The following is a 20,960-nucleotide window of genomic DNA, read 5'->3' on the forward strand; positions in this document are numbered from 1 at the left end:
TATTTCAATCCCAATCTCAGCCGTCAGGCAGGTGCTCGTAGATGACTTTGGACGTAGCAGGCATGGATAAGAACCGGATATGATCACCGGATGCCGGGTGGAGAGGCGGGAATGTGGATCCAGTTGAGATGCTTCTCGATCAATACCCAACAATCGGAACCCGTAGCCGTAGATAAGGGTTGCGCTATCGTTACAATTGGTAGGCGAGAGGTGTCCTATGGCAGACGATAAATCCCAGCGCGGAGAACCGGATCGCAGCAGGGTCGCGGGCGACGAGGAGTATGAGGTGGACTATTTCGCGCAAAAGCATGGGCTGACACGCGATCAGGTTCAGGAGCTCATCAATCGTCACGGAAACAATCGTGAAAAGCTGGACGCAGAAGCCGCCAAGATCGCAAAAGGATAGGAATAATATGGCCGCCTGCTTAGCGCGGATGGGCATTATCCTTGTAACTTCATGGCCAAAACAAACCGCAATAGCTCGATCAAGCCTGCTGAATTAAGCAACCCGGGCCTGCTCATTCTCGACATGGTCAACTGCTTCGATTTCGAAGGGGCCGGTGATCTCGAACCCGCAGCCCGGGCCGCTGCGAAATGCGTCCATCGCTTGCGAGCCGCATTCCGCGAGCGAGGTTGGCCGGTCATTTACGTGAACGACAATTTTGGCGAGTGGCACTCGGAAGCTTCCAGCCTTGTCGCCCGTGCGCTTGAAGAGCGAAATCCGGTCACTGAGCTGCTCAAGCCGGGGCCGAGTGATTATTTCATCATAAAGCCGCAATTCTCCGGCTTCTATGCGACAAACCTGCCGGTGCTTTTGCCCCAGCTTGGCGTCAGCAAGCTGGTCCTGAGCGGGATCGCCACGGACATATGCGTCCTATTCACGGCGGCGGACGCCCATATGCGCGAATATGACCTTTGGGTGCCGCGGGATGCCGTCGCTGCGGAAAGCGAAGAACGCGGGCGGTGGGCCTTGGAGATCATGGCACAAAGCATGGGCGCGCAGACGTCAGCCACTTCCGACCTCACGATCGACGAATGGCTCCATAGCTTAGATCGCTAAACTGGCCCTGCTCCGAACCGGATTGTTTCCCACGCGTTGCTATGGGCGATAATAAGGATTGGGAGGCGTCGATGCGGTGGCTGAAGGATAACGGGCTGACGATTGCGCTCCTTTCTCTCTTTGCGCTCTGCATCGTCGGGCAATGGATTTCAGGATGGCATGTCGCATTGGAGGATGCCCGAAGGCATGCGGAGCCCGGCCTGTCTCTATTTGCCTATGCCGCCAGTCCGCAATTTCTATCATCGGTTTTCGAAAACTGGGAGAGCGAGTTTCTGCAAATGGCAGCCTATGTGGTCCTAACCGCCTTGCTGATCCAGCGCGGTTCGGCTGAATCCAAGGACCCTGCCGATCCCGATCGCGACGAACACCTGGAGCGTCAGGCCTATCAGCCTGGCGCCCCGACCATCTTGCGCAAAGGCCCAGTCTGGCGCGCCCTGTACGCGCGATCCCTCGGCCTGGCGCTCGCGCTACTGTTTGTTGCCTCTTTCGTCATGCATTGGCTGCACAGTGCGCGCGCTGCGGCCGAAGAGGCGCTGGAGTATGGCGAGGCACCGCTATCTGTCCTGGCTTATCTCGGTGACGCGCAGCTATGGTTCGAGTCTTTTCAGAACTGGCAAAGCGAGTTCCTTTCGACCGCGGTCTTGGTCGTCCTTTCGATATTCCTGCGCCAGCGCGAATCCCCTGAATCCAAGGCTGTCGCGGCACCCAACAACCAGACGGGCGAGTAAGGGGAACGGTCGCACCGTCCTGCGAATTCAAGAAGTCTTGATCGGAACGGACATGGCAAGAGCTTCAAAAGCAAAGGCGGCATCGACAGAGGCAGAAAAGCGTCTCGCAAAGTATCGCGAAAAGCGCGATTTCTCGCGAACCGCTGAGCCAGCAGGAGCATCCACGCCGGCCGCGGGCAACGGATTTGTCGTCCAAAAGCATGCCGCGAGCCGCCTTCACTATGATTTCCGCCTCGAACTGGACGGTACGCTGATCAGCTGGGCGGTGACACGGGGACCAAGCCCCAACCCTGACGACAAGCGCCTTGCAGTCCGCACGGAAGATCATCCCCTCGACTATGCGCGTTTTGAGGGTACGATCCCGAAAGGGGAATATGGCGGCGGCACCGTGATGCTGTGGGACAACGGCACCTGGGAACCGGTCCCGGGAAAGGATCCGAACAAGACGTTAGCCGAGGGCCACCTCCATTTCACTTTGCAGGGACGTCGAATGCAGGGCGAGTGGATCATGTTTCGTCTCAAACCGCGCGGACGCGAAAAGGGCGAAAACTGGATTCTGCGCAAGATCGAGGATGAGTTCGCGGGTGGGTCGGATGATCTTATCGGGCTGCATCTCACGAGTGTGGACAGTGGCCGCACGATGGAAGAGATTGCCGAGGGCAAACCGATCGCGAAACGAAGAGCCAACGCCAGAACGACGGCGAAAAAGCCATCGAGGGGTGCCGCCGCGACGAGCCGACACAAAAAGAAGGGCAAGCTGGCCCCCTTCCAACCAGTCCAGCTTGCAGCTCTCGTCGATCACGTGCCGTCAGGCGACCGCTGGCTGCACGAGCTTAAATATGACGGCTACCGAACCCTCATCGCCGTCGGCGGCGGCGAAGGTCGCGCCTATACCCGATCGGGGCTCGACTGGTCGGATCGCTTTGCGGGTCTGATCGCCGAGGCAACCCTGCTCAACGTCGATAGCGCGCTGATCGACGGAGAAGCGGTGGTGACGCTGGCCGATGGTCGCACCAGCTTCCAGGCGCTGCAGGCCGCGCTCAAGGATAATCCTGGCGCGATCGACTATTTTGCCTTCGATCTGCTGGAGCTGAACGGCGAGGATCTGACTGGTTTGCCGCTGATCGACCGCAAGGAAAAACTCGCCGCGCTCCTGACCGGGCAAAAGGGCCGCCTTCGCTATTCAGACCATATCATCGGCAATGGAGAGAAACTGCTGACCAGCTTCTGCGATGCTGGATTAGAGGGGGTGATTTCGAAGCGTGTCGATGCGCGGTACAGCGGCTCGCGCAGCGGCAGCTGGGTGAAGACCAAGTGCATACGCCGGCAGGAATTCGTGATTGTTGGCTGGACGCCCTCGGACAAGCAACGCGGATTCCGCTCCCTACTCCTCGGCGTCAACGAGGATGGACAGCTTCGCTATGCCGGGAAGGTCGGCACCGGCTTCACCGGCGACGAGATCGAGCGGCTATTGAAAATCATGGCCCCGCTCGCGCGAAAGCAGCCAACTGTCGAGGCGCCGCGTGCCGCCTTGCGCGGGGCGCGCTGGATCGAGCCGAAGCTTGTCGCGGAAATCGCATATCTGGAGTTCACCGTTGAAGGTGTCTTGCGTCACCCCAGCTATCTGGGGCTTCGCGAGGACAAGAAGCCGGAAGCGGTGGTGATCGAGAAGGAGGTAGCGGTAGACGTGGCCACCGCTGCGCCCGCCACCACGGTGAAGATCAGCAACCGCGACCGGGTGATCTTTCCCGAAGGCAAGCTTACCAAGGGACAGCTGGCGGATTATTACGAAACGGTCGCGCCGATCATGCTGCCATGGGCGGGGAGCCGCCCGATCAGCCTCGTTAGGTGTCCGCAAGGCCGGGCGAAGAAGTGCTTTTTCCAGAAGCACGATGCCGGCAGCTTTGGCGATGCAGTAAAACAGGTGGGCATCCGCGAGAAGGATGGGCATCAGGAAGCCTATCTGTTCGTTGATACGCCCACTGGCCTGCTTACCTGCGTACAGATGGGCACCATCGAATTCCATGGCTGGGGCGCGCGGATCGAGGACATCGAGAAAGCGGACAGGCTTGTTTTCGACCTCGATCCTGATGAGGGCCTTGGTTTCAAGGATGTCGTGTCGGCCGCCTTCCATGTGCGTGATCTTTTGGCCGAAATGAGCCTTACGACGTTCCCGATGGTGACCGGCGGGAAAGGCGTTCACGTAATTGCGCCGCTCACGCCATCGGCGGAGTGGCCAGTGGTGAAAGACTTTGCCCACCGCTTTGCCATGGCGCTGGAGCAGTCGGAGCCAGCCCGTTTCACCGCCGCCCTTTCAAAGGCCAAACGGACAGGACGGATCTTCATCGACTATCTGCGAAACCAGCGCGGCGCGACCGCCGTCATGCCCTATAGCGCGCGCAACCGCGAACACGCCCCGATTGCGGTCCCGGTAACCTGGGACGAACTGCGCAATCTGGATAAGCCGTCACGCTGGCATATCGGCGATGGTGCCGAAATGCTGAAGCGGGCATCCTCGAAAAATCTCGCGCTGTGGGGGCGGGCAGATCAATTGCTCCCGGATCTTTAATCTCACCGAGCAAGGCAAAAGAAAAGGCCAGCGAAGACGGCCTGAAGTCTGGAAGAGGATGCCTGAAACGCTTTGCCATATTGCGCCTGCGAAGGCGTTTGTTCAAGCGGGAACGCCTTGATTATGGAAACGCACCGACCTCATCGGTGATATCGGCGAACGGTTTTCAATACGGAATGGCGTGACGCATGTGCGCGTATGAATTGCCTCGGCAATGGAACCGGAGGGGCCACAAGCTCTTTGATTCTTGCCTTCCCGCCTGTGAAAGGCGGGCGAAATCCAAAGGACAGGAGCGCTCATGACCGACCGCCTTGCAATGCAAGATCCGCGCACACAATATCCGCAGCCTCCCTTCCCGGAGCAGCCGCAAACAGCGCCGGGTGTAGCCGCGGAGATGGACCCCAAGCCCGACCATGGCGAGGAAAGCTATGTTGGTGCAGGCAAGCTCAAGGGGAGAAAAGCTCTCATCACGGGCGGAGATTCCGGTATCGGGCGAGCTGCGGCGATCGCCTACGCCCGCGAAGGCGCGGATGTCGCCATTGCATACCTGCCCGACGAGGAGAAGGACGCGCGAGAAGTCATTGCCCTCATCGAAGCAGAAGGACGCAAAGCCGTGGCATTGCCAGGCGACATTGCTGAGGAGCCCTGGAGCAAGCAGCTTGTCGAAAACGCGGTGAGCGAGCTTGGGGGCCTGGACATCCTGGTCATCAACGCGGGCCGCCAGCAATTTCGCGAGAGCGTCGAGGAGGTCAGCTCAGAGGATTTTGACAAGACCCTTAAGACCAACCTCTATGCGCTGCACTGGATTACGCAGGCGGCGGTGCCGCATCTCCCCGCCGGCTCGTCGGTCATAACCACGGCTTCGGTGCAGGCTTACGAGCCTTCCGATATCCTCTTGGACTATGCCACGACCAAGGCAGGCATCGTTGCCTATACAAAGGCTCTCGCAAAGCAACTCATCCAGAAAGGCATCCGAGCCAATGTCGTGGCTCCCGGCCCGTTCTGGACCGTTCTCCAGCCAAGCGGTGGACAGCCCCAGGAGAAGGTCGCCAGATTTGGCGAGCAAAGTCAGTTTGGTCGCCCCGGACAGCCGGTTGAAATTGCGCCGGTCTATGTACTGCTCGCATCCCAGGAAGGCAGTTACATAACCGGTGAAGTGTATGGCGTTTCTGGTGGCGCCGGCATCGCTTGAATTGATGGCGGCTCGGCGCAACGCTGCGCCGCCAGATGCACATCCGGTGTGTCCGACTTTAGACCACGCCCATATTGCACATTGAGCAGCGTCGGGGCAGGCGCTTCGGCTATTACTTCCGGAGCGCAAGGTCTGATAAGCCATGGTATCCGGGCACCAACAATAGTTCTGCGTGTTTAATGTTTCGAATTGCGACGGAGGACACCATGACCCCGAATGTTCGATTCTTTCTGGCACTGCCATTTTTAGCCCTGGCGGTGCTGCTATCGATCCCCAGTACGTTATGCATGTACACCGCCGCCTTCATCGAGGGGCAGGATTGAAACGAACCATCTCGGCTCTATAGTAAGGGCTTGCGAGGATGCCGGGCCTATAGTTTATGGCTACTGCAACGTGTTAGCTCGGGGCCTAAAGGATAAAAAAATGCCCCAAGAGCCAAGATCGACTCTCGAGGCAAAAGTTAAAAAGGGCTAGAATCGCCCTTCGGATCGCACGTGACAAATGTCACACATCTGATATTTGTGCACTGCAAAAAATAAATTGCTCGGAAAAAGGTACCCTATCATCATTGGGGATTTTTTATCTACCGCATCTTATTGCGCGCGCTGATTGCAGCGACTATCCAGGAGAGGCGCTACGGCAGAAGTCCGTGAAGACGCTCACTGAAACTGGGTCGTTGTCGAGAAACGCGATAATATGGGGCGCACGCTAGCGATCAGGGGGTCTAATCGTGGTGGCGTTGGTTCCATTACTGTTCGCCACCGGCTTCTGGAAAGCCGACGTCTCCGATGGCGACATGACCGGAAGTCGGGCGTCCGCGTTCCGCGCAAACTCCTAACGCACGTTTCACCGCTGGACGGGGAGCATGTCAGCCTCATCGGCGAATATCTCTGGCCAAATCCTCAGCGTAGGATTTCGCACCCTCCCGCAAACGCCCACATCGCCGGCAAGGCGCGCGCGGGCGGCCTCGGCGAGTTTGGGAAATGCGGTCGAAAGGTTGGTGTGGATGGTCTCGAACACGGGGGTCGCGAAGTGGCCGTTGGCGCCGGGGCGTGTCGTCAGCAGCGCGCCGATCGTCACCTCGTCGAGTTCGGGCCTCGGAATGGTGGCGACATTTCCGTCATATTCGAGGGGCACGCAATCGCAGCCTCGATCCAGGAGCGAAGCCCGTCTTCCGTGGATCGCGATGATGCCGATGCGGTAGGCGTCGATCTCGAAGCGATTGACCCGCTCGAAATCTGAGGTCTGGCTAAGCTGGGCGCAATGGGCGTTCGCGGGCGCTGCGCCAATGTTGATGGTGTAGGACAAGGGAACCTCCGTCGATCCTCCATGGATCGCCCGTCCCCTTCCCCCTTCTCTCTATGGGTTATGGATGTCCTTAGGGGGGCAGCGGTAAATGCCACTTCGGTGGCCAACGGTCAGCACAAGCACGACAAGCCTGCCATCCTCGATCTCGCAGACAATCCGGTAGTCGCCAACGCGGTAGCGCCAGCGACCTGCCAAGGGCCCGGACAGTGGCTTTCCTGACGCGCGGGGATCTTCACCGGCTGCAACCCGCTCGCGCGGGAACGTAATGATCCGCTTTGCAGTCTGGCAATCGAGTTTGGAAAGGGACTTTTCGGCGCTGGATGACAGTTCAATCCGCCAGGCCAAGGCGCTTCTCCACATCGTCCAGGGAACTTGCGGTTTCGCGGCCAGCACGAATGTCCTCGAGCACCTTGTCCGAGAGGTAGATGTCTTCCATGTCCTCAAGGCCGCGCTCGATGATTTCGCGCAGGTAATATGCCTTGGTGCGCCCGGTGGCGCTCGCGAGATGATCGAGGCGCTGCTCTACTTCGGGTGCGAGACGTACTGACGTCGCCATGGCATTGTCTCCGGATGAATACGTGTATTCAAACTATCACAAGATTGCTGCCACGTCACTCCGGCTCGATCGTGAAGCTCCAGCCATGGATATGGAGCATTTCGTTCTCACTGCGGTCGAAGGCGAGGAAGATGGAATCGAGGTCGGCACTGGGTTCGATCAGCAATTCTAGCGTGTGATGCGTGCTGCCTGCGACCACCGCGCGCGTATAGCCGGCTTCGCGGGCTTCGGCCTCGGTGTGGATCGGCGGCGGTGATGACTGGATGAAGGGCTTGGCGGCCAGCTGGGCGGGACCGTCGAAGGTGCCGAGAGTCTTCAGGCGATCGGTTTCCAGCTTCGCGCCAAGATCCTTGGGCAGATCGGCATAGTCAGCCGCAACCGCGATTGCGTCTGCAGCGGTTGGCAACTCTCCGGGGGCGCTGCCCTTCCAGATGTAGGTTGCCTCCTCGCCCTCGATGCGGGGATGTGGCTGCATGACCTGCACGAAAAATGTCGACAGGGGCCGGTCGTATCCGATGGCGACGCTGCTCGCGACGCCCTGCCCGGGGAAACTGTATCGGCTCATGATGATGGATCTCCGGTCAGTTCACCAATGCCAGCCATTCCGCGTGCCAAGGGCGCGGGAACGGATTGTAGCGGATGAAGGTGGGGACAAGAGGAAGCCCCATCGCGGCGAGGCTTTCAACCATGGAAACCCGCTGGGGGGCTTCGGCAAGGTCATCTTCCAGCATGAAGCCCAGCATGGCAGCTTAATGGACCTGTTCACAAGTGAGCATTATTTAGTCCAGTGTATCAAGGAAGGTCTCCCGGCGCTGCACGAAGCATTCGATCCGTGCGACGTCGGTGCGAACCTGATCGGCAACCTGTTGTGTGGGGAGCATGGGATGTCTCCCTAAGCGGCGATGGCTTCGCGCTGATCGGCGCCGTTGTCTCGAAGGGCGCGGGCGACCCCACGATGGCATCGAGGCGCAGATCGCGACGGATGCGGGCGGCAAAGCGGGTACGCCGGACGAAATCGCGCATGGGGGCAAAGCGCAGTTTCTGACCGGATGCGGGACCGCGCTTGGCGAAGTATTGCACCTCGTTGCCTTCATGGGGCGGGCCCACGCTGAGCATGATCGAAATGTCATCGCTCGACAGCGCGACATATCCTGCAATCGCAGGATCGCTGGGCGTGGAGCTGATGGTGAAGCTGTCAGGGGAGAGGCCGATTTCCAGCGCCAGCGCCTTCATGGCCTTGCGCCCGTCGGCGGGGAAGCGCTCCTTGGCAACCCGGTCATGGGCGATGCCACGAACTGCGAGGGTGAGAAGCGCGGGGAAGCGTTCGAGTTCGGTGACGGGGCGGCTGCAGGCGAAGCGCAGAATGTCATCATCGCCGCGGTCGGCGGTGACAGTCGCGAAGTGGCGCGCGAGCAGCGCGATCGCCGGGTCGTGGTCGGGATCAACGCCAGCCATGCGGCAATCTTCCATTGCGCGGTTAAGGGCATGGAGCGTGGCGGTGATGGTGGTCAGGCTGCTGGGGGCGATCGCCTGCATGTGACGGAACGGGACGTCGTAGGTCATGGTAGGGCTCCGGGTTAGACCGAGCGCATTCCCGCGCTCGTTCTTTCCTTTCCCCTCCTCTCTGGGGCGGCGAATCTTGGGCCTATCATGCGTCAAGTGGACCGTTCCAGGCGCCTTACCCCTCGGGATCGAATGCAAAGAGTTCACTTGTACCCATTTCTGCAATCCGGTAATTTTCCTGTGGTGGGGAGGGAGGCAAGCTATGCTCATAGAACGTGCGGCGCGAGCTTTGACGCGATCCGAAAGCGGCCACGATGATTTTGAATACCTGGACTTCTGCCTTCAGGAGGAGCTGCGTGAGAACGTCAGGGCCGTCATGGAAGCTATACTGGACCCTACTCCAGTGATGATCGACGCAGGGGCAACAACACTTTGCTCTTGTTCGGCCGAAGATAACCCAAGCGAGGTATCGACGAGAGTCTGGCAAGCGATGTTGGGCGCAGCTCTGGCACAAACCCGCAAAGACATTCCCCACTGAGATTGCTGCTGTTCCGTCATGGGGTGGGCATTTGCTGCCCGGCTTCGAGTGCCTCGATGTTGGCGCTTGTCCTGCATTTGAGATCAGCGCCATGGTGGCATGGCAAGCGTAGTTGCGGCCCTGGTGCTCGATTAACTGCGCGTAGTCGGGCTCGGTCCCGATGCGCCCTTCAAAGAGAAGGTGGGACGCGCAGCGGTGCCATTTTCGTCCCATCAAGGGGACATAATTGAGAGGATTGCACACCAATCATGGTTAAATTTCGTTCATCACGCCATTTTAGCAGTGCACAATTACAAAATATGTGGAACTTTTCATGGCCGGCCGAAGGGCGATTCTTGCCCTTATTTTTCTTGCTGCTCCGAAGGGCTCCGGCGGCTCTTGGGGGAAGCCCTTAATCGTCCCTGCCAAACTTTATACCATACTGGTTTGCTAATTTTCCGGCATGGGGATGATGCACGCTTTTAGAAAGGCGAGTGTGATCGTGGCGATATCGAGACCTTGGGCGGCAATAAAACAGCCAGATACGATGAGAGATCGCGTTACCCATTCCCGGCTAAACGTCGCAGTACGGGCGCATTCGATGATTTCGGGAATGACTCTATCGGCGAGCGAGGAGCATCTGAAGAATGCTTTTCAACAGATTAGCGGTCACCTCTCGAAAATTCATTAGCCCAAGAGGTCGAGTGGATACGCGCGGTTCCATATGATTGACTGGTGGCTTGGAATGGCAACATGGACAGCCGGAAGGCGGAAAATATCCATTGCAGGCCGCCAGACGTTCGTGTCGACCGTCGGAGGCCAAAGGCTACGGTTCATCCATCGATCTCGACCGGCCGTCACGCGCAGCAACAGGCTTTCATGGCACGATTGTCAATCCGAAACTCTTAAGGGGCGCTGTGAGAATCACGCGAAGGCCCGGAAGGTTGTCATCGTCTTCCAGCTGCCCTGCCAATTGATCGACCATCACCTTCAAGACGCGCGACCCAAATCCTACTCGCCCCCCATTTCGCCCGACCCCACGGTCGGCCACTATCAAGGCAAGCGGTAAAGATCCCCCACATTTTCAATTGCTCCGAGGTTGGTAATTTCGCCGTAATGAACGGCGAGGTTACCAGTGAGTGATGAAACTGATTTCGAAACATGTTTCGAAATGAACGACCGGGGTCAGGTGCAGCGGCTTGACGTGATCGAAAGCGCGCAGGGCAAGCGACAATGGACGCCCGAGGCGCGGGCGCAGATCATCGCGGAAAGCCCTGAGCCGGGCGCCAATGTGTCGGCAATGGCGCGCCGCCACGGGCTGTTTCCTCAGCAGTTGTACACCTGGCGAGTCGGATTGCGGGAGCGCGCGGAGCCGATGACCTTTGCGCTGGCAATGGTCGAGCGTGGGAAGGTCGAGGAGCTGTCCAGCGCGGCAGTGCCACCAGTCAGCGGACAGATCGTCGTCGAGGCAAGCGGGCTGTTGATCCGCATCCCGCCCGACGTGAGCGCGGATCACATCGAGCGGGTGTTGTTGGCCGCGCGGGTGAGCGCGTGATTATCCCGCCCGGCCCCCTGAAGGTACTGGTCGCAACGCAGCCCGCAGACTTCAGGAACGGAATGGTGGGCCTTGCCTCGCTAGTCGAGCGCGAACTCAGGCTCGATCCCTTCTCAGGGATGCTGTTTCTTCCGAGCGCGCAGGGCGGACCGGATCAAACTCCTGGTCTGGGACGCGAGACCGGACTTGCAAGGCGATCTGATTGCATATCAAATTGTCGTTTCACACGTAGGCGGGGACAGCAAATCGACACCTCATAACGGGCCCTCAGCGCTGCCAAGGGCCCGACCAAGGCATAACGGAAACTTAATTTTCGCCGTTGTCCTTCACGCCTACGGTAGGGACGTCGACCTCCGCCTTCTTTGTTCCTACGACGACCTCCTTCGAATCGACGTCAACCTTCGGGAGGTCTCCCCCTTTTACGCTGACCTCGGGCATGTCACCGCCAGAAACGTCCGCTTTCCAGAAGCCTGTTGCGAACAGGAGGCCCACTACCGCGACGACGATTAGCGCGATAATCGCAATTGTGCGACCAGCATTACTACGCTTCTCGACAACTCGAGTGCCGTGAATATCCCGGTGAACTTCTACCATTATACCTCTCCTGTACGCGATTATACGTTCAACTGGTATCCTCTGTCTCAGTTCCAATTGAGAGGCATTCTCAATACCCACTGCGCCATATTCAGTCCAAGAACGCGCAGCGGCTGCTGCGTTCCGCCCGCATGGGAACCAACTTCGCCTTCAGTCATCGCCGTAACCGGCATGTTCCGAAGCCGTCAGACCTTGGTGGACGCTCGTGCGAATAGTCAAAGCTGCATCGGACTCTGTACGTGCGGAACCGTAATGTGCCGGAAACGGGCTTCCACGAGACTGAAGACGCCGAACAACGCCAGCCCAGCTCCAATTATCGATAGAACCGCCACGCCTTCCGGTTGCGCGCGCAGTTCTGTCAATGCGTCGCCTAAACCACCCGCTCGGGCGGGGTCGTGGTGAATGGCAGCGGCTATCAAAAGCCAACCGATCACAGCAAAAACAACTGCCCGAGAGCCGTATCCCAACCTGCCGATCCAGCGCACATAAGCCGGGGCTGGCACATCGCTGTTCAGTTCATCAAAGCTTGCTTCATATGCTTTGTGCGCCTGCGCGGCGGCCACAATGAATAATACGATACCCACTCCGACCAGCAGAGCCAGGCCGCCCGGCAAGTCGAGCAACCAACCAGACCAGTTTTGTGCGGCCTCATCCCCCGGGCTACCGTGTCTTGCGGATGTCTGCTGTAGAGCCAGTCTTGCCGCCACGAGGCAGAGCGAGACGTGAGCAGCCCCGCTGATCAGATAGGAGATGCGCTCCATTTTGCCTTTCAAGGTATTGCCTCGTCCTTCCGGATCGAGAACTCCTTCAGCAATTCTCCAGAAGGCATAGCCTGCGAAGCCGACCGCGCAAATCGCCAGTATGACATGGCCCAATGGCTTTTCGCTGAGGCTGCCGAGCGCCCCTTGGTTGTCACTAGGTTCTGCCCCCGTCCGCGCCGCGTTAAACGCAAGCCATCCAATCAAGATGTAGACAAGCCCGCGAGCAGCGAAACCGAGCCGGGCAAGCGCCGTCATTTTATCGCTGTATGCCATGCTGATCTCCCAACGCATCCCAAATGCATCGATGCGACCCGCGTTCCAACCGCGCGCATCAACCAGACCGGAATGCTTGCTGGAAAACCCGACGCCCGCGAACGGCTAAGAGATCGCTGATGAGACCCTCTTTCCGCCAGCGGCCGAGACATGAGCGTAAATGATGGAGTTATCGAGGCTGAAGTGAACGCTGTCAGGCGTGAATCCGGCCAACATGACCAACACCGCCTTCCAGACCCAAGCCCCGATCCAGGGCCGCAACCGACGGTTCATCATTTTCCACTTCACGGCAGTTGAAGCTGACGAGCCAGCGGAGATGGGAACCATCGCTGTAGTCCACCTGGGTGTCATCCACCAAAATTGCACTTCCGTGGAAACTGACAAGAATTAGGAACGCTCAGGCGTTTCGCCACGTTTCCCCTACGCAACTGCGTCGACGGGAAATGAGAAATGAGAGTGACCTCTTTCATGGCAGGCGCCCTGATAATCGGCGTCGCTGGCGCGACCTCACTCGGATTGATTGCCGCGACCACCGTCCCCACACAAATCACCGGAGTCGAGGACACTTGGCGCGACCGCTATGGCTGGAAGGGCGATGTCGCTAGCGATGTCGGTTCGCAGGAGACCGATAGCTACGCCCTCGCTGACAATGTGACGCCGACCTGGCTTTTCAATTCCGCGTCAGTGCCGGACGACTTTGCGAAAAGCGATAACGATCGCTCCTACAACGACTATGCGCTGTCGCCGGATCGCTATGATTACGCCGACTTTTCCGTCGATGAGCCGCCCGGGACAATGTCGGCCAGCTACAATGCCGAACCGCAGGCGCTGGATAATGGTGGGCCCGAGGCTGCCGCCCGGTCGGCAAATCAAGTGGCACTCGAGGTGCGCGAGGTAGAAACGGCCCCTACGGATGCGCATTCAGCTGAGCAAACGGCCAATTTGGGAGCGGACGAACCTCCGGGAGTGGTGTTGGGAGCCCCGCAGCCCTGAGAACGGGGCGTGCGCTCCAGGCAAAATCGAAGGCTGATCCGCGCGGCCCGGTGTCGGATGCAATCCCAGTTCATAAATCTCAGGACGTAGCAAGTCAGTTACGTTCGCTACGAGGCGGAAGTCATAATGCCGCCGCTACCTTTCGCGGCTCAGGGTTTCAGGCAACTTGGAGTGTTTGCGGTAGAGGTGGCCCGCCGATATTTCGATCCATCCAGCGGTCACTTTGTCGGGGGCGAGGTTGCCGCTTTCGATAAGCGCGTGGATCTCGGCCTCTGCTTGCTGTATTACGGCTTCCCATGGATCGGACGGCATCTGTGAAGGTGCAGGTCCATCGGGCGTTGTTCCGGCGTTCTATGTGGTCGGCTGCAAGAGTGTCGGTTTTCGGTACCTGCCGACGCCGGGCATCGCGCCGCGCTTCTGTGCCGCATGCCTGGGAATCGAGCGAGGCCACGCGATGGGCATACGGCTGCAGGTAAGGGATGGCCGCTCCCTTGACGCCGAAAAGGTGGAGGCGCGGGCCGGGATCGGGCAGCACCTTGTCGGTGGGCGACAACCGCGACCAAACCCTCAGGGCCATGAATATCGCGCTGGCACATGGAGCCGACGCCGACGACGGTGCTCGGATTCATGGACCAAGCCAGCGCTTCAGCGCAGCGTTCGTAGTCATCAGGACGCGCTACCGCGCGTCTTTAGCGAGCCGGGGGGCTTGTGCGGGGGAAGTTTCAGGATGGTTTTGGACGCGCTTAAATGCATAATGGATCGGCATGCTCCGAACCGCCGACAGGTGACTTGGGACGGTGCGGCGTATATTGGAACTTGCATGCGGTGCGGTTGCAATATTATTCGAAAAGGACGAAAAAATGGCGTAGTAACGGCCCGGTGGTCGAGTGATGGTGGACGTTGTACGGGAGAGAATTGTTAGAACCAATTTTTTCATTGTTCTCTCTGCTGGTCTTTATGGCACGCATCTGGAAGAGGTTGCGATTACTCATTCCAGCCCCACGCGGAACGGGTCGTCGGCCAGTCGAGGTAGGCCGCGCCAGACAAAGGTGTCACTGGGCGGCGGCTAACTTCCGCGCTCGTAGTGTAATTTCCGTGGTAGATTGCGGATTCGATCGTAAGCGCCGACGGAAGACGGCGTTGACGTAGGGTTATTTGGTTTTCCGCGGGCGCGGCGCGCATTTCTTGGTGAGACCGCGAAGCGAGCCTGTATCACCTCAATGTGGGGTTGAGATCCTATGGGGATGTGAATATCGACCGACACCCTGCCACGATGAAGTCGGCAATAACCACCAAGAGACCTACAATGCAAATCGCGAAACGGCGTTTCGAGGCGTCGACCACTATTCGCGTTGATCTTGCCGCAATCTTCGTTCGTTAGCGCGGATTATCAAACCGCTGGAAGTCGCCAACTTCGGCCACTACCGTGCCTGCCACAATTAAGGCTACACCCCTCATCGCCTGCACGGCTGTTGTTTGGCGCATTGGTGAAGGTGAATTGGGCGTCGAGGTAGGACTTGGGGGTATCGTGCCCGCCCATGTGGTGCCTGTTCATGAAGAGCCAGCCCATGGTGATGTCTCCTGCTGATTGAAGTCATGCCGCTGCGTTCAGGGCATCGCCGGCAGGCGCAGTCGCCTGGGCAAGGCTGAAGGCGCGCAGATAGTTGAAGGCTTGTTCGGCCTTGGCCGAAGCAGTGAAGATGGCGCTGTGGTCGGCGCGGAGCACCCTGACCCAATGCGCGAGGTAGCTGGCATGGCTGTCGTGCAATTCGGTCGGCAGGCCGAGTTCGGCGCAAATATAACTTGCTGTAAGTTCGGCACAAAGTTCTTCGACGCAGTAAGCATCGTCACCGAAACGCTTGCCGAACGTCCGGTTGAGCCGGTCCTTGCTCCCGCTCCAATGTGCGCTTTCATGCCCTCGGGTAGAGGCGTAAGCGTCACCCGACTTGAAGCTGCCGGGACGGGGTAGCTGGATGTAGTCGCCCAGCGGGCTGTAATAGGCTTCGTCGCCGCCATGGCGTACCCGCGCAGGAATTGCCGCGAAGAAGGCATCGATCGCGTCCTGGCGCTGCGAAAGCAGGGTCGGTGTCGGGGGAACGTCGCGGGCGTAGTAGTAGTCGGGCAAGCCCTCGATCTCGTCCGCGTTGTAGACGATGTAGTGGCGCAGGAAACGGATCAGCTGGCCGGTGGCCTCGCCCATCAACCCCGGCTGTCCGGCCTTGCGGAAGCTGGAGGCATAGATCGACATGGAAGGATCGGCCTTGCGGCGAACACGCGCACCGAGTTCTTCGGCCTGGCGGGCGGTCATCCAGTAGCGGCTGCGGTATCCACGCGCGTCGGCGATCGTCCAGAGCCAAAGGCAGTTTATCCCGTTGTACGGGGTGCCTTCGTGGCGCAGAGGACGGCCGCCCTCCCCGGTCAGCGACCAGGACCGGGTCCATGGGGTGGTTCCGGCCTCGAGCCGGGAGACGATGGCGTTGGTGACTTCGCGCGCGATGTCACGTGAATTGCGTGGTTTAGTGGACATGAGGCGCTGCTCCCGATAGCAAAAATGGCTCCACCGTCGGCGTCTCTGGGGGGAGACGTCGGCGGTGGAACCTTCTGAGCGGCGTTATTCCGCCGCTTCCGCCCACTGACTGACGTCATCGTCGTCGCCGTAGACAGCGGGCGAACCGTCATCGACCTGCTGATCGTCGTCGCCTTCGGCCTGGCCCGCATCGTCGATCGAAACGCCCTCGCCGTCATCCCCGTCGTCGGGCCCGGCAAGGGCTGCGTCGATCAGGCTGGCCAGATCGTCCTCGGCTTCGCCGTCGGAGCCACGTTCGCCGGCTTCTTCGGGCGTGTCGTCATCGTCCTGATCGATCGTCGTCTCGGCGGGGGTGAAGCGCATCGCTGCGGGCACCCAGGCGAGCGCCTTCTCCTTAACGTCGGCCTCGATCACCGCGTCGCCGGCGAACAGCTTCTCGCAGGACGTCGAGATTTCGCCCTTCTTCTGGCTTGCATGGCGGCTCGAGAGAGCAGGGCCGCCAACCTCGTCGAGGAGCGAGAGCAGCGCGCCCTTCGATACGCGGTCGAAGAAGTTTGCCGAGGTCGGGCGCCACCACTTGGCAACATCGACCTCGAGGAGCCCTGCAAGGTGGTTCTGAAGGGCGTTCTGGCGATGGCTGTAGGTTTCCTTCGACTTGAAGGACTTGGCGACCGTCCAGGCCAGCCACGCGGTCTTGGACTCATCGCCGAGCGCACGGAAGGCGTCGAAGCGTTCGATCATGCTCTTGTGTTCGGTCCAGGAGGCGTCGAGGCCCTCGCGCACTTCGGCCAGATAGTCGTGCGCGACCGACTGCGGATAGGCGTCGAAGCGAACCGGATCTTCGGGATGCGGAGCATGGATGCTGGTGCCGCAGCTCTCGCGCATGATGTCGACCTTATCGACCATTGCGAACAGCATGTAGTCGAGCGCGAGCGCCGGATTGGCGATCATGGAAGCGCCCAGAACGTCGCGGCGCTGCACCGCAAGCTGGTCGAGGAGAACCTGGCTAAGCGCCTTGCCGCCCGGTGCGGCCTCGTCGGGAGACACATCCTTGGTGCCTCCGGTGACGGTGGCGGTCTCGCCTTCCTCGATGCGGAAGGTCGGCACGCGCGGCGCAGCATCGCCGGAAGTTTCGCCCTCGATACCGTCTTCCCCGGTTTCGGGCGCGTCCTCGTCGTCTTCGTCGGGCTCGACCATGGTGACGCTGAGCGGCGTCTCGCTGAAATAGGTGTCGTCGAGTTCCATGCTGCCGTCCTGCGAGAGCGTCAGGAACAGGCCGACACGCGGGGCGAGTTCGGGAGGAAGGATCTTTTCCTGTCGACCGGCATCGCGCAGTTCGTCGCTGAGAGCATCGTGTTCGGCATCGAGGGCCTGCCAGGCTTCTTCCTCGAGTTCCTCGTTCTCCATTTCGAGGCTCACGATGCTGAGGCGTGCTTCGATTTCTTCGATGCGGGTCAGCTGTGCTTCGCTCAGCGGAAGGTTCGGCAGGCTGACGCGGAACAGGCCGTTCGCGACTTCCCAGGTCGAGGCCGAGGCGACGGGACGAATCCAGGCCAGGCCGCGTTCTTCCCCGATCCGCTTGGCTTCGGCTTCCATCTTGGCGGCCGCGAGCGTCTGGGCGATCTCGGGGTTGGTCCAGCGATCGCCGTTGTCGCTGAACAGGTCGCGATCGACGACGCCGCCCGCCGCAACATAGGCTTCCTCGCCGACGAGGCGCGCGATCGGATCGCTCGACTTCATGGAGTCGTTGGCGATGACGCGGCGGATGGTGTCGGCGCTGGTGTAGTAGCTGTTGGCGCCGTAGCTCTTCCAGACCATCAGCTGGCGCTCATGGCTCTCGGTGGAGGCATATGCCTTGGCCATGTCGAGGGTCATCTCGCCCGACTTCAGGGCGTCGAAGATCGGCTCGGCAAGGTTCGCGAGCCGCAGCCGCCCTTCGACGAAACGGCGGGTGATGCCGAAACGCTTGGCGACCGCGTCGATGTCGCCGCCCTGCCCGAGGCAGTACTGGAAGGCGCGGCATTCGTCGGCGGGCGACATATTGAGGTGATGAAAGTTTTCAGCGAGCGAGGCTTCGGAAAGCTCGTCGTTGCCGCCGCTCAGGATCAGCACGGGCACGTCGTATTCGGCCGCGCTGATGTCGCCGCGCTCGGCGAGCAGCGTGAGGGCACGAAAGCGGCGGCTGCCGGCAATGACGCCATAGGAGCCGCGCGGCTTCTTCACGGAAGTCACGACCAGGTTCTGCAGGATGCCGCGCGCGAAAATGTCGGCGGCGAACTGTTCGATCAGGTCTTCGCCGCGGGTACGCACATTGATGTCGGAGAGGACCAGCTTAGCCAGCTTGACGGTCTGGATCATGGGAACAACACCTTCTTCTCATCGTCCGGCCAATTCACGGACACCTCTTCCCTTCCCCCTCCCCTCACATGGGCAATTTGCGGTCAACGGCTGGTTGGGACGAACCTGACGTCGTTCATTAGCGGCGGCCGCACCTGGCATGCCGCCGTCTCAAAAAGGGTGGTGAACGGAAGCCGGTTTTCGTACTTTGGTAGCGGCGGCACCGGAAACGCCGTTTTGGAGCGCGGCGCTCACGGCCCGGAATGACGAAAACCGATGGATTGCCGTCATTGCAAAGGCTGAGAATGATAGCGTAAGCAGATACAATGCGCGTCCGGAAGAACATCATCATGTCGATTGCTGCCTTCACTTTGGCAGCCTTTCCAGCGCTCAGCACAGCCACGACACCGATGGCCATCACCTACAACTGCCAATCGACCCACGGCAGGCCGGACCGCCCTCTGGTGAGCACTTACTCGGCTGCGGAAGCTATCTTTCTTGCTGTGGAGCCAGCTACCAATCCCCACGCCGATAGTGCAAGGTTTCCGGAAATCTCCGTACGAGAAAAGAAATGGTCTTGGGAAGTATTCCGCTGGAATTCCCGGAATGGGGACCGAGATAGCCAACTTGCTATCCGCATCGACCGGTGCAGTGGGGAGATATCCAATGTCGAATTTGGGCTGCGCCGCTGACAAGCAAATGACCTGACGGTTTCCGTTGGCTGGCAAACCGTCGTTATCTTGTTCTGAAACCGTTCAAGCGAGAGGGGCAATCATCAAGCGCGGCTGTCATGCGCCATCGTTTTCCAGTCCACCGAAACATACCAGTACACTCTTCTAGGCTAACTTCTGTCGCGATGCTCGTAACGCCTTTTCCCCGCATATAGTCTTCGCTTGAGAATAAAAACGTGCAACGCACATTACGATTTCCGGCGGGGGAGCAGTCAATTTCGCTGACACGGGTTGCGAAAGGCCGCGTGCAACTTACGGATGGGCGACAAGAGTGCTCCGATAGATAAGCGCTATAGAGAGAATTAATTACATCACTTGATGGCGTGAATGAAAAATGCTCGCTCTCAGCGTCTGACGCGACAGCTTCGTCCGTAAACCCGTTAAGGAAGGCGCAGCTGAGTGCCATTCCGAGTACTATGTTGACCCTCATACGCGATGAATCGCAGAAACGTCTAAGGTCCGCAACAGGACGCTTTCCGCTGGATCGGTTTGCCGATTAAAATCCTGCAAGGCGGTTATTCCGGTTTCGGCGACCGGGTTTGCGCTGCCTGATGACCGAGAGGGGTGGTAACCGGACGCGATGTGCATCCCACTAAGCGCGCAATATTTACTTTTCTGAAGCTCTCATAGCGTTACTGCGACGACATCTTGGGAGCCAGTGAACCGTATGCTGAAGTTTGTTGACTGCTGGGGGCGGGTTGGTGCCTTCACTTTTGTGGTAGCCTGCTCATGGGCGGTAGCATTGGAGGCGCAGCCCGCTCAAACCAAGCCTGTCGAAACATGGGATATATATCAACGCACGCATGGCTGCGTGATCGCAAAGTCTGACTTTAAAGAACCGACCTTAGAGCCAGCCTACCTTCGACAGTTCCGAGGTCCGACCTTAATTCTTTTCAAGATTCCCATGCCTGTCGGAGCACCATTATCTCGAGGGGATGAAAGGGGGAAACTCCAACCGTCAAACTCTCCGGGAATACCAGTTCAAGTTCGCTGGGGTAGTTCGATGGACCCGCACAAGCCTAATTGGCCCGTCGAGCGCCTTATGTCAGTTGCATTAGAGCAATCTGCTCTACCGGCCTTTACGAGAGCGCTAGAGGATAATCGCACACTTTGTCTGGTCAGTAATCAAGTACAGGTTGAGATTGCCGTTCCCAAGGCGGATCGTTGGAGCCAGACCACGATTTGCTTGGAAAAAGTTGGCAACCAGTTGCTAACAGCTTCACCGAAAAATGCAAATGGCAGTACGGCGAACGTTAGTCGAGACGTACCTCTTCCCCGCGGATCCGGGAAAGAATGGTTTTCGGTGAACAATTATCCCGCCAGAGCGCGCGCAGCTAATATACAAGGAGATGTATCTGTCGCCGTAAGTGTTGATAAGTACGGTTACCCCGTAGGCTGTAGTGTTGTCGAATCGTCTAATAATAAAGATTTAGATGAAGGCGCATGTTCCCGCCTCGTCGCCGTGGCGCGATTTTTTCCCGCACTGGAAAAAGACGGCAGAGCAGTTAATGGTGTATGGAAAACCGTCATACGTTGGCGACTTTAGTGCGAATGCGGGACGCTGAGTAAAGTCGGCTCGCCTGAGATCATCGGCATGTCCGCTTTGGGGCGTGTCCGGTCAGGCCGTTTTTTCACCTTCCGGTGCTTAGCGGACCCCGCAGACGATCGCCCCGAACAGTTCGCCGTCGGGCGTAGCAGGACCATGGCACCGAAAATCCTTCGCGCGTTTTTACATCGTGACGACCTCCAAGTTCGG

22 protein-coding genes are annotated in these 20,960 nt (G+C 59.1%); 11 read left to right on the forward strand and 11 right to left on the reverse strand.

All coding sequences use genetic code 11. The features are described 5' to 3' along the window. The first annotated feature begins 217 nt into the window (after positions 1-217). The 5 genes from HWN72_RS28430 to HWN72_RS28450 all read left to right on the forward strand — a co-directional run bounded on the left by HWN72_RS28430 (position 218) and on the right by HWN72_RS28450 (position 5,549). A complete protein-coding gene (locus HWN72_RS28430) occupies positions 218-406 on the forward strand; it encodes a DUF3606 domain-containing protein (RefSeq protein ID WP_211152056.1) in 189 nt (62 codons plus the stop codon). A gap of 51 nt (positions 407-457) precedes the next feature. Continuing rightward, positions 458-1,060, forward strand: coding sequence for a cysteine hydrolase family protein (locus HWN72_RS28435; protein WP_211152057.1), 603 nt, complete (start codon positions 458-460; stop codon positions 1,058-1,060). A 71-nt stretch (positions 1,061-1,131) separates the two neighbouring features. After that, entirely contained in the window at positions 1,132-1,788 is a 657-nt protein-coding gene (locus HWN72_RS28440; protein ID WP_211152058.1) for a DUF6766 family protein, read from the forward strand. 52 nt (positions 1,789-1,840) lie between these two features. Further along, positions 1,841-4,357, forward strand: a complete 2,517-nt coding sequence (ligD, locus tag HWN72_RS28445; RefSeq protein WP_211152105.1) for a DNA ligase D — start codon at positions 1,841-1,843, stop codon at positions 4,355-4,357. A 298-nt stretch (positions 4,358-4,655) separates the two neighbouring features. Continuing rightward, a complete protein-coding gene (locus HWN72_RS28450) occupies positions 4,656-5,549 on the forward strand; it encodes an SDR family oxidoreductase (protein ID WP_211152059.1) in 894 nt (297 codons plus the stop codon). 846 nt (positions 5,550-6,395) lie between these two features. Here HWN72_RS28450 and HWN72_RS28455 read toward each other — a convergent pair. The 6 genes from HWN72_RS28455 to HWN72_RS28480 all read right to left on the reverse strand — a co-directional run bounded on the left by HWN72_RS28455 (position 6,396) and on the right by HWN72_RS28480 (position 8,976). Beyond that, a complete protein-coding gene (locus HWN72_RS28455) occupies positions 6,396-6,857 on the reverse strand; it encodes a hypothetical protein (protein ID WP_008828892.1) in 462 nt (153 codons plus the stop codon). Between the two features lie 51 nt (positions 6,858-6,908). Further along, complete coding sequence (locus HWN72_RS28460; RefSeq protein WP_248006419.1) at positions 6,909-7,217, reverse strand: type II toxin-antitoxin system RelE/ParE family toxin; 309 nt, start codon at positions 7,215-7,217, stop codon at positions 6,909-6,911. Beyond that, positions 7,186-7,413 carry a DUF6290 family protein gene (locus tag HWN72_RS28465; RefSeq protein ID WP_021235306.1) on the reverse strand — a complete coding sequence of 76 codons (228 nt, stop codon included), beginning with the start codon at positions 7,411-7,413 and terminating at the stop codon, positions 7,186-7,188. Before HWN72_RS28465 ends, HWN72_RS28460 begins: the two co-directional genes overlap by 32 nt. 55 nt (positions 7,414-7,468) lie before the next feature. Further along, on the reverse strand, positions 7,469-7,978 hold the full coding sequence (locus HWN72_RS28470; RefSeq protein ID WP_211152061.1) for a hypothetical protein: 510 nt from the start codon (positions 7,976-7,978) through the stop codon (positions 7,469-7,471). Positions 7,979-7,994: 16 nt separating this feature from the next. Beyond that, positions 7,995-8,144, reverse strand: a complete 150-nt coding sequence (locus tag HWN72_RS31400; protein WP_248006420.1) for a hypothetical protein — start codon at positions 8,142-8,144, stop codon at positions 7,995-7,997. 61 nt (positions 8,145-8,205) lie between these two features. Next, positions 8,206-8,976: a hypothetical protein gene (locus HWN72_RS28480; protein WP_211152062.1), complete on the reverse strand. Its 771-nt coding sequence runs from the start codon at positions 8,974-8,976 to the stop codon at positions 8,206-8,208. A gap of 202 nt (positions 8,977-9,178) precedes the next feature. Between HWN72_RS28480 and HWN72_RS28485 the strand changes: the two genes are divergently transcribed. The 3 genes from HWN72_RS28485 (at position 9,179) to tnpB (ending at position 11,248) form a co-directional block, all read left to right on the forward strand. Then, entirely contained in the window at positions 9,179-9,454 is a 276-nt protein-coding gene (locus tag HWN72_RS28485; RefSeq protein ID WP_008830594.1) for a hypothetical protein, read from the forward strand. Positions 9,455-10,604: 1,150 nt separating this feature from the next. Continuing rightward, positions 10,605-10,988 (forward strand): transposase, encoded by a 384-nt coding sequence (locus HWN72_RS28490; protein ID WP_008830595.1) that lies wholly within the window; start codon positions 10,605-10,607, stop codon positions 10,986-10,988. Continuing rightward, complete coding sequence (gene tnpB / locus HWN72_RS32115; protein WP_008830596.1) at positions 10,985-11,248, forward strand: IS66 family insertion sequence element accessory protein TnpB; 264 nt, start codon at positions 10,985-10,987, stop codon at positions 11,246-11,248. The genes HWN72_RS28490 and tnpB overlap by 4 nt, the downstream gene beginning before the upstream one ends. Before the next feature lie 46 nt (positions 11,249-11,294). Here the strand turns inward: tnpB and HWN72_RS28500 are convergent, their stop codons facing one another. From HWN72_RS28500 to HWN72_RS28510, 3 genes are all read right to left on the reverse strand, one after another. Further along, the gene (locus tag HWN72_RS28500; protein WP_008830597.1) at positions 11,295-11,582 is read right to left on the reverse strand and encodes a hypothetical protein; all 288 of its coding nucleotides are present in this window, start codon (positions 11,580-11,582) and stop codon (positions 11,295-11,297) included. A gap of 215 nt (positions 11,583-11,797) precedes the next feature. Beyond that, positions 11,798-12,616, reverse strand: a complete 819-nt coding sequence (locus tag HWN72_RS28505; RefSeq protein ID WP_172705074.1) for a DUF1206 domain-containing protein — start codon at positions 12,614-12,616, stop codon at positions 11,798-11,800. Positions 12,617-12,809: 193 nt separating this feature from the next. After that, positions 12,810-12,971, reverse strand: a complete 162-nt coding sequence (locus tag HWN72_RS28510; RefSeq protein ID WP_211152063.1) for a hypothetical protein — start codon at positions 12,969-12,971, stop codon at positions 12,810-12,812. A gap of 101 nt (positions 12,972-13,072) precedes the next feature. Between HWN72_RS28510 and HWN72_RS28515 the strand changes: the two genes are divergently transcribed. Then, positions 13,073-13,609 carry a hypothetical protein gene (locus HWN72_RS28515; protein ID WP_156800013.1) on the forward strand — a complete coding sequence of 179 codons (537 nt, stop codon included), beginning with the start codon at positions 13,073-13,075 and terminating at the stop codon, positions 13,607-13,609. A 1,594-nt stretch (positions 13,610-15,203) separates the two neighbouring features. Here HWN72_RS28515 and HWN72_RS28525 read toward each other — a convergent pair. Both HWN72_RS28525 and HWN72_RS28530 read right to left on the reverse strand, forming a co-directional pair. Beyond that, entirely contained in the window at positions 15,204-16,136 is a 933-nt protein-coding gene (locus HWN72_RS28525; protein WP_008833248.1) for an ArdC family protein, read from the reverse strand. Between the two features lie 84 nt (positions 16,137-16,220). Continuing rightward, a complete protein-coding gene (locus tag HWN72_RS28530; protein WP_069709981.1) occupies positions 16,221-18,494 on the reverse strand; it encodes a ParB/RepB/Spo0J family partition protein in 2,274 nt (757 codons plus the stop codon). Positions 18,495-18,799: 305 nt separating this feature from the next. On the opposite strand from HWN72_RS28530, the gene HWN72_RS28535 reads away from it, so the two are divergent. Both HWN72_RS28535 and HWN72_RS28540 read left to right on the forward strand, forming a co-directional pair. Beyond that, on the forward strand, positions 18,800-19,165 hold the full coding sequence (locus HWN72_RS28535; protein WP_172705147.1) for a hypothetical protein: 366 nt from the start codon (positions 18,800-18,802) through the stop codon (positions 19,163-19,165). Between the two features lie 706 nt (positions 19,166-19,871). After that, positions 19,872-20,750 (forward strand): energy transducer TonB, encoded by an 879-nt coding sequence (locus tag HWN72_RS28540; RefSeq protein ID WP_083274875.1) that lies wholly within the window; start codon positions 19,872-19,874, stop codon positions 20,748-20,750. The last annotated feature ends 210 nt before the right edge of the window (positions 20,751-20,960 follow it).

The sequence above is a fragment of the Novosphingobium sp. HR1a genome (assembly GCF_015594425.1).
Classification (GTDB): domain Bacteria; phylum Pseudomonadota; class Alphaproteobacteria; order Sphingomonadales; family Sphingomonadaceae; genus Novosphingobium; species Novosphingobium resinovorum_A.

What these genes read in the sequence shown, in the direction of transcription:
- HWN72_RS28525 (WP_008833248.1), bottom strand. Translation starts at nt 16,136, where the DNA reads ATGTCCACTAAACCACGCAATTCACGTGACATCGCGCGCGAAGTCACC.
- HWN72_RS28450 (WP_211152059.1), top strand. Translation starts at nt 4,656, where the DNA reads ATGACCGACCGCCTTGCAATGCAAGATCCGCGCACACAATATCCGCAG.
- HWN72_RS28430 (WP_211152056.1), top strand. Translation starts at nt 218, where the DNA reads ATGGCAGACGATAAATCCCAGCGCGGAGAACCGGATCGCAGCAGGGTC.
- HWN72_RS28530 (WP_069709981.1), bottom strand. Translation starts at nt 18,494, where the DNA reads ATGATCCAGACCGTCAAGCTGGCTAAGCTGGTCCTCTCCGACATCAAT.
- HWN72_RS28465 (WP_021235306.1), bottom strand. Translation starts at nt 7,413, where the DNA reads ATGGCGACGTCAGTACGTCTCGCACCCGAAGTAGAGCAGCGCCTCGAT.
- HWN72_RS28440 (WP_211152058.1), top strand. Translation starts at nt 1,132, where the DNA reads ATGCGGTGGCTGAAGGATAACGGGCTGACGATTGCGCTCCTTTCTCTC.
- HWN72_RS28485 (WP_008830594.1), top strand. Translation starts at nt 9,179, where the DNA reads ATGCTCATAGAACGTGCGGCGCGAGCTTTGACGCGATCCGAAAGCGGC.
- HWN72_RS28505 (WP_172705074.1), bottom strand. Translation starts at nt 12,616, where the DNA reads ATGGCATACAGCGATAAAATGACGGCGCTTGCCCGGCTCGGTTTCGCT.
- HWN72_RS28460 (WP_248006419.1), bottom strand. Translation starts at nt 7,217, where the DNA reads ATGTGGAGAAGCGCCTTGGCCTGGCGGATTGAACTGTCATCCAGCGCC.
- HWN72_RS28500 (WP_008830597.1), bottom strand. Translation starts at nt 11,582, where the DNA reads ATGGTAGAAGTTCACCGGGATATTCACGGCACTCGAGTTGTCGAGAAG.
- HWN72_RS28470 (WP_211152061.1), bottom strand. Translation starts at nt 7,978, where the DNA reads ATGAGCCGATACAGTTTCCCCGGGCAGGGCGTCGCGAGCAGCGTCGCC.
- HWN72_RS28535 (WP_172705147.1), top strand. Translation starts at nt 18,800, where the DNA reads ATGCGCGTCCGGAAGAACATCATCATGTCGATTGCTGCCTTCACTTTG.
- ligD (WP_211152105.1), top strand. Translation starts at nt 1,841, where the DNA reads ATGGCAAGAGCTTCAAAAGCAAAGGCGGCATCGACAGAGGCAGAAAAG.
- HWN72_RS28540 (WP_083274875.1), top strand. Translation starts at nt 19,872, where the DNA reads ATGCTGAAGTTTGTTGACTGCTGGGGGCGGGTTGGTGCCTTCACTTTT.
- HWN72_RS28490 (WP_008830595.1), top strand. Translation starts at nt 10,605, where the DNA reads ATGAACGACCGGGGTCAGGTGCAGCGGCTTGACGTGATCGAAAGCGCG.
- HWN72_RS31400 (WP_248006420.1), bottom strand. Translation starts at nt 8,144, where the DNA reads ATGCTGGAAGATGACCTTGCCGAAGCCCCCCAGCGGGTTTCCATGGTT.
- HWN72_RS28435 (WP_211152057.1), top strand. Translation starts at nt 458, where the DNA reads ATGGCCAAAACAAACCGCAATAGCTCGATCAAGCCTGCTGAATTAAGC.
- HWN72_RS28480 (WP_211152062.1), bottom strand. Translation starts at nt 8,976, where the DNA reads ATGACCTACGACGTCCCGTTCCGTCACATGCAGGCGATCGCCCCCAGC.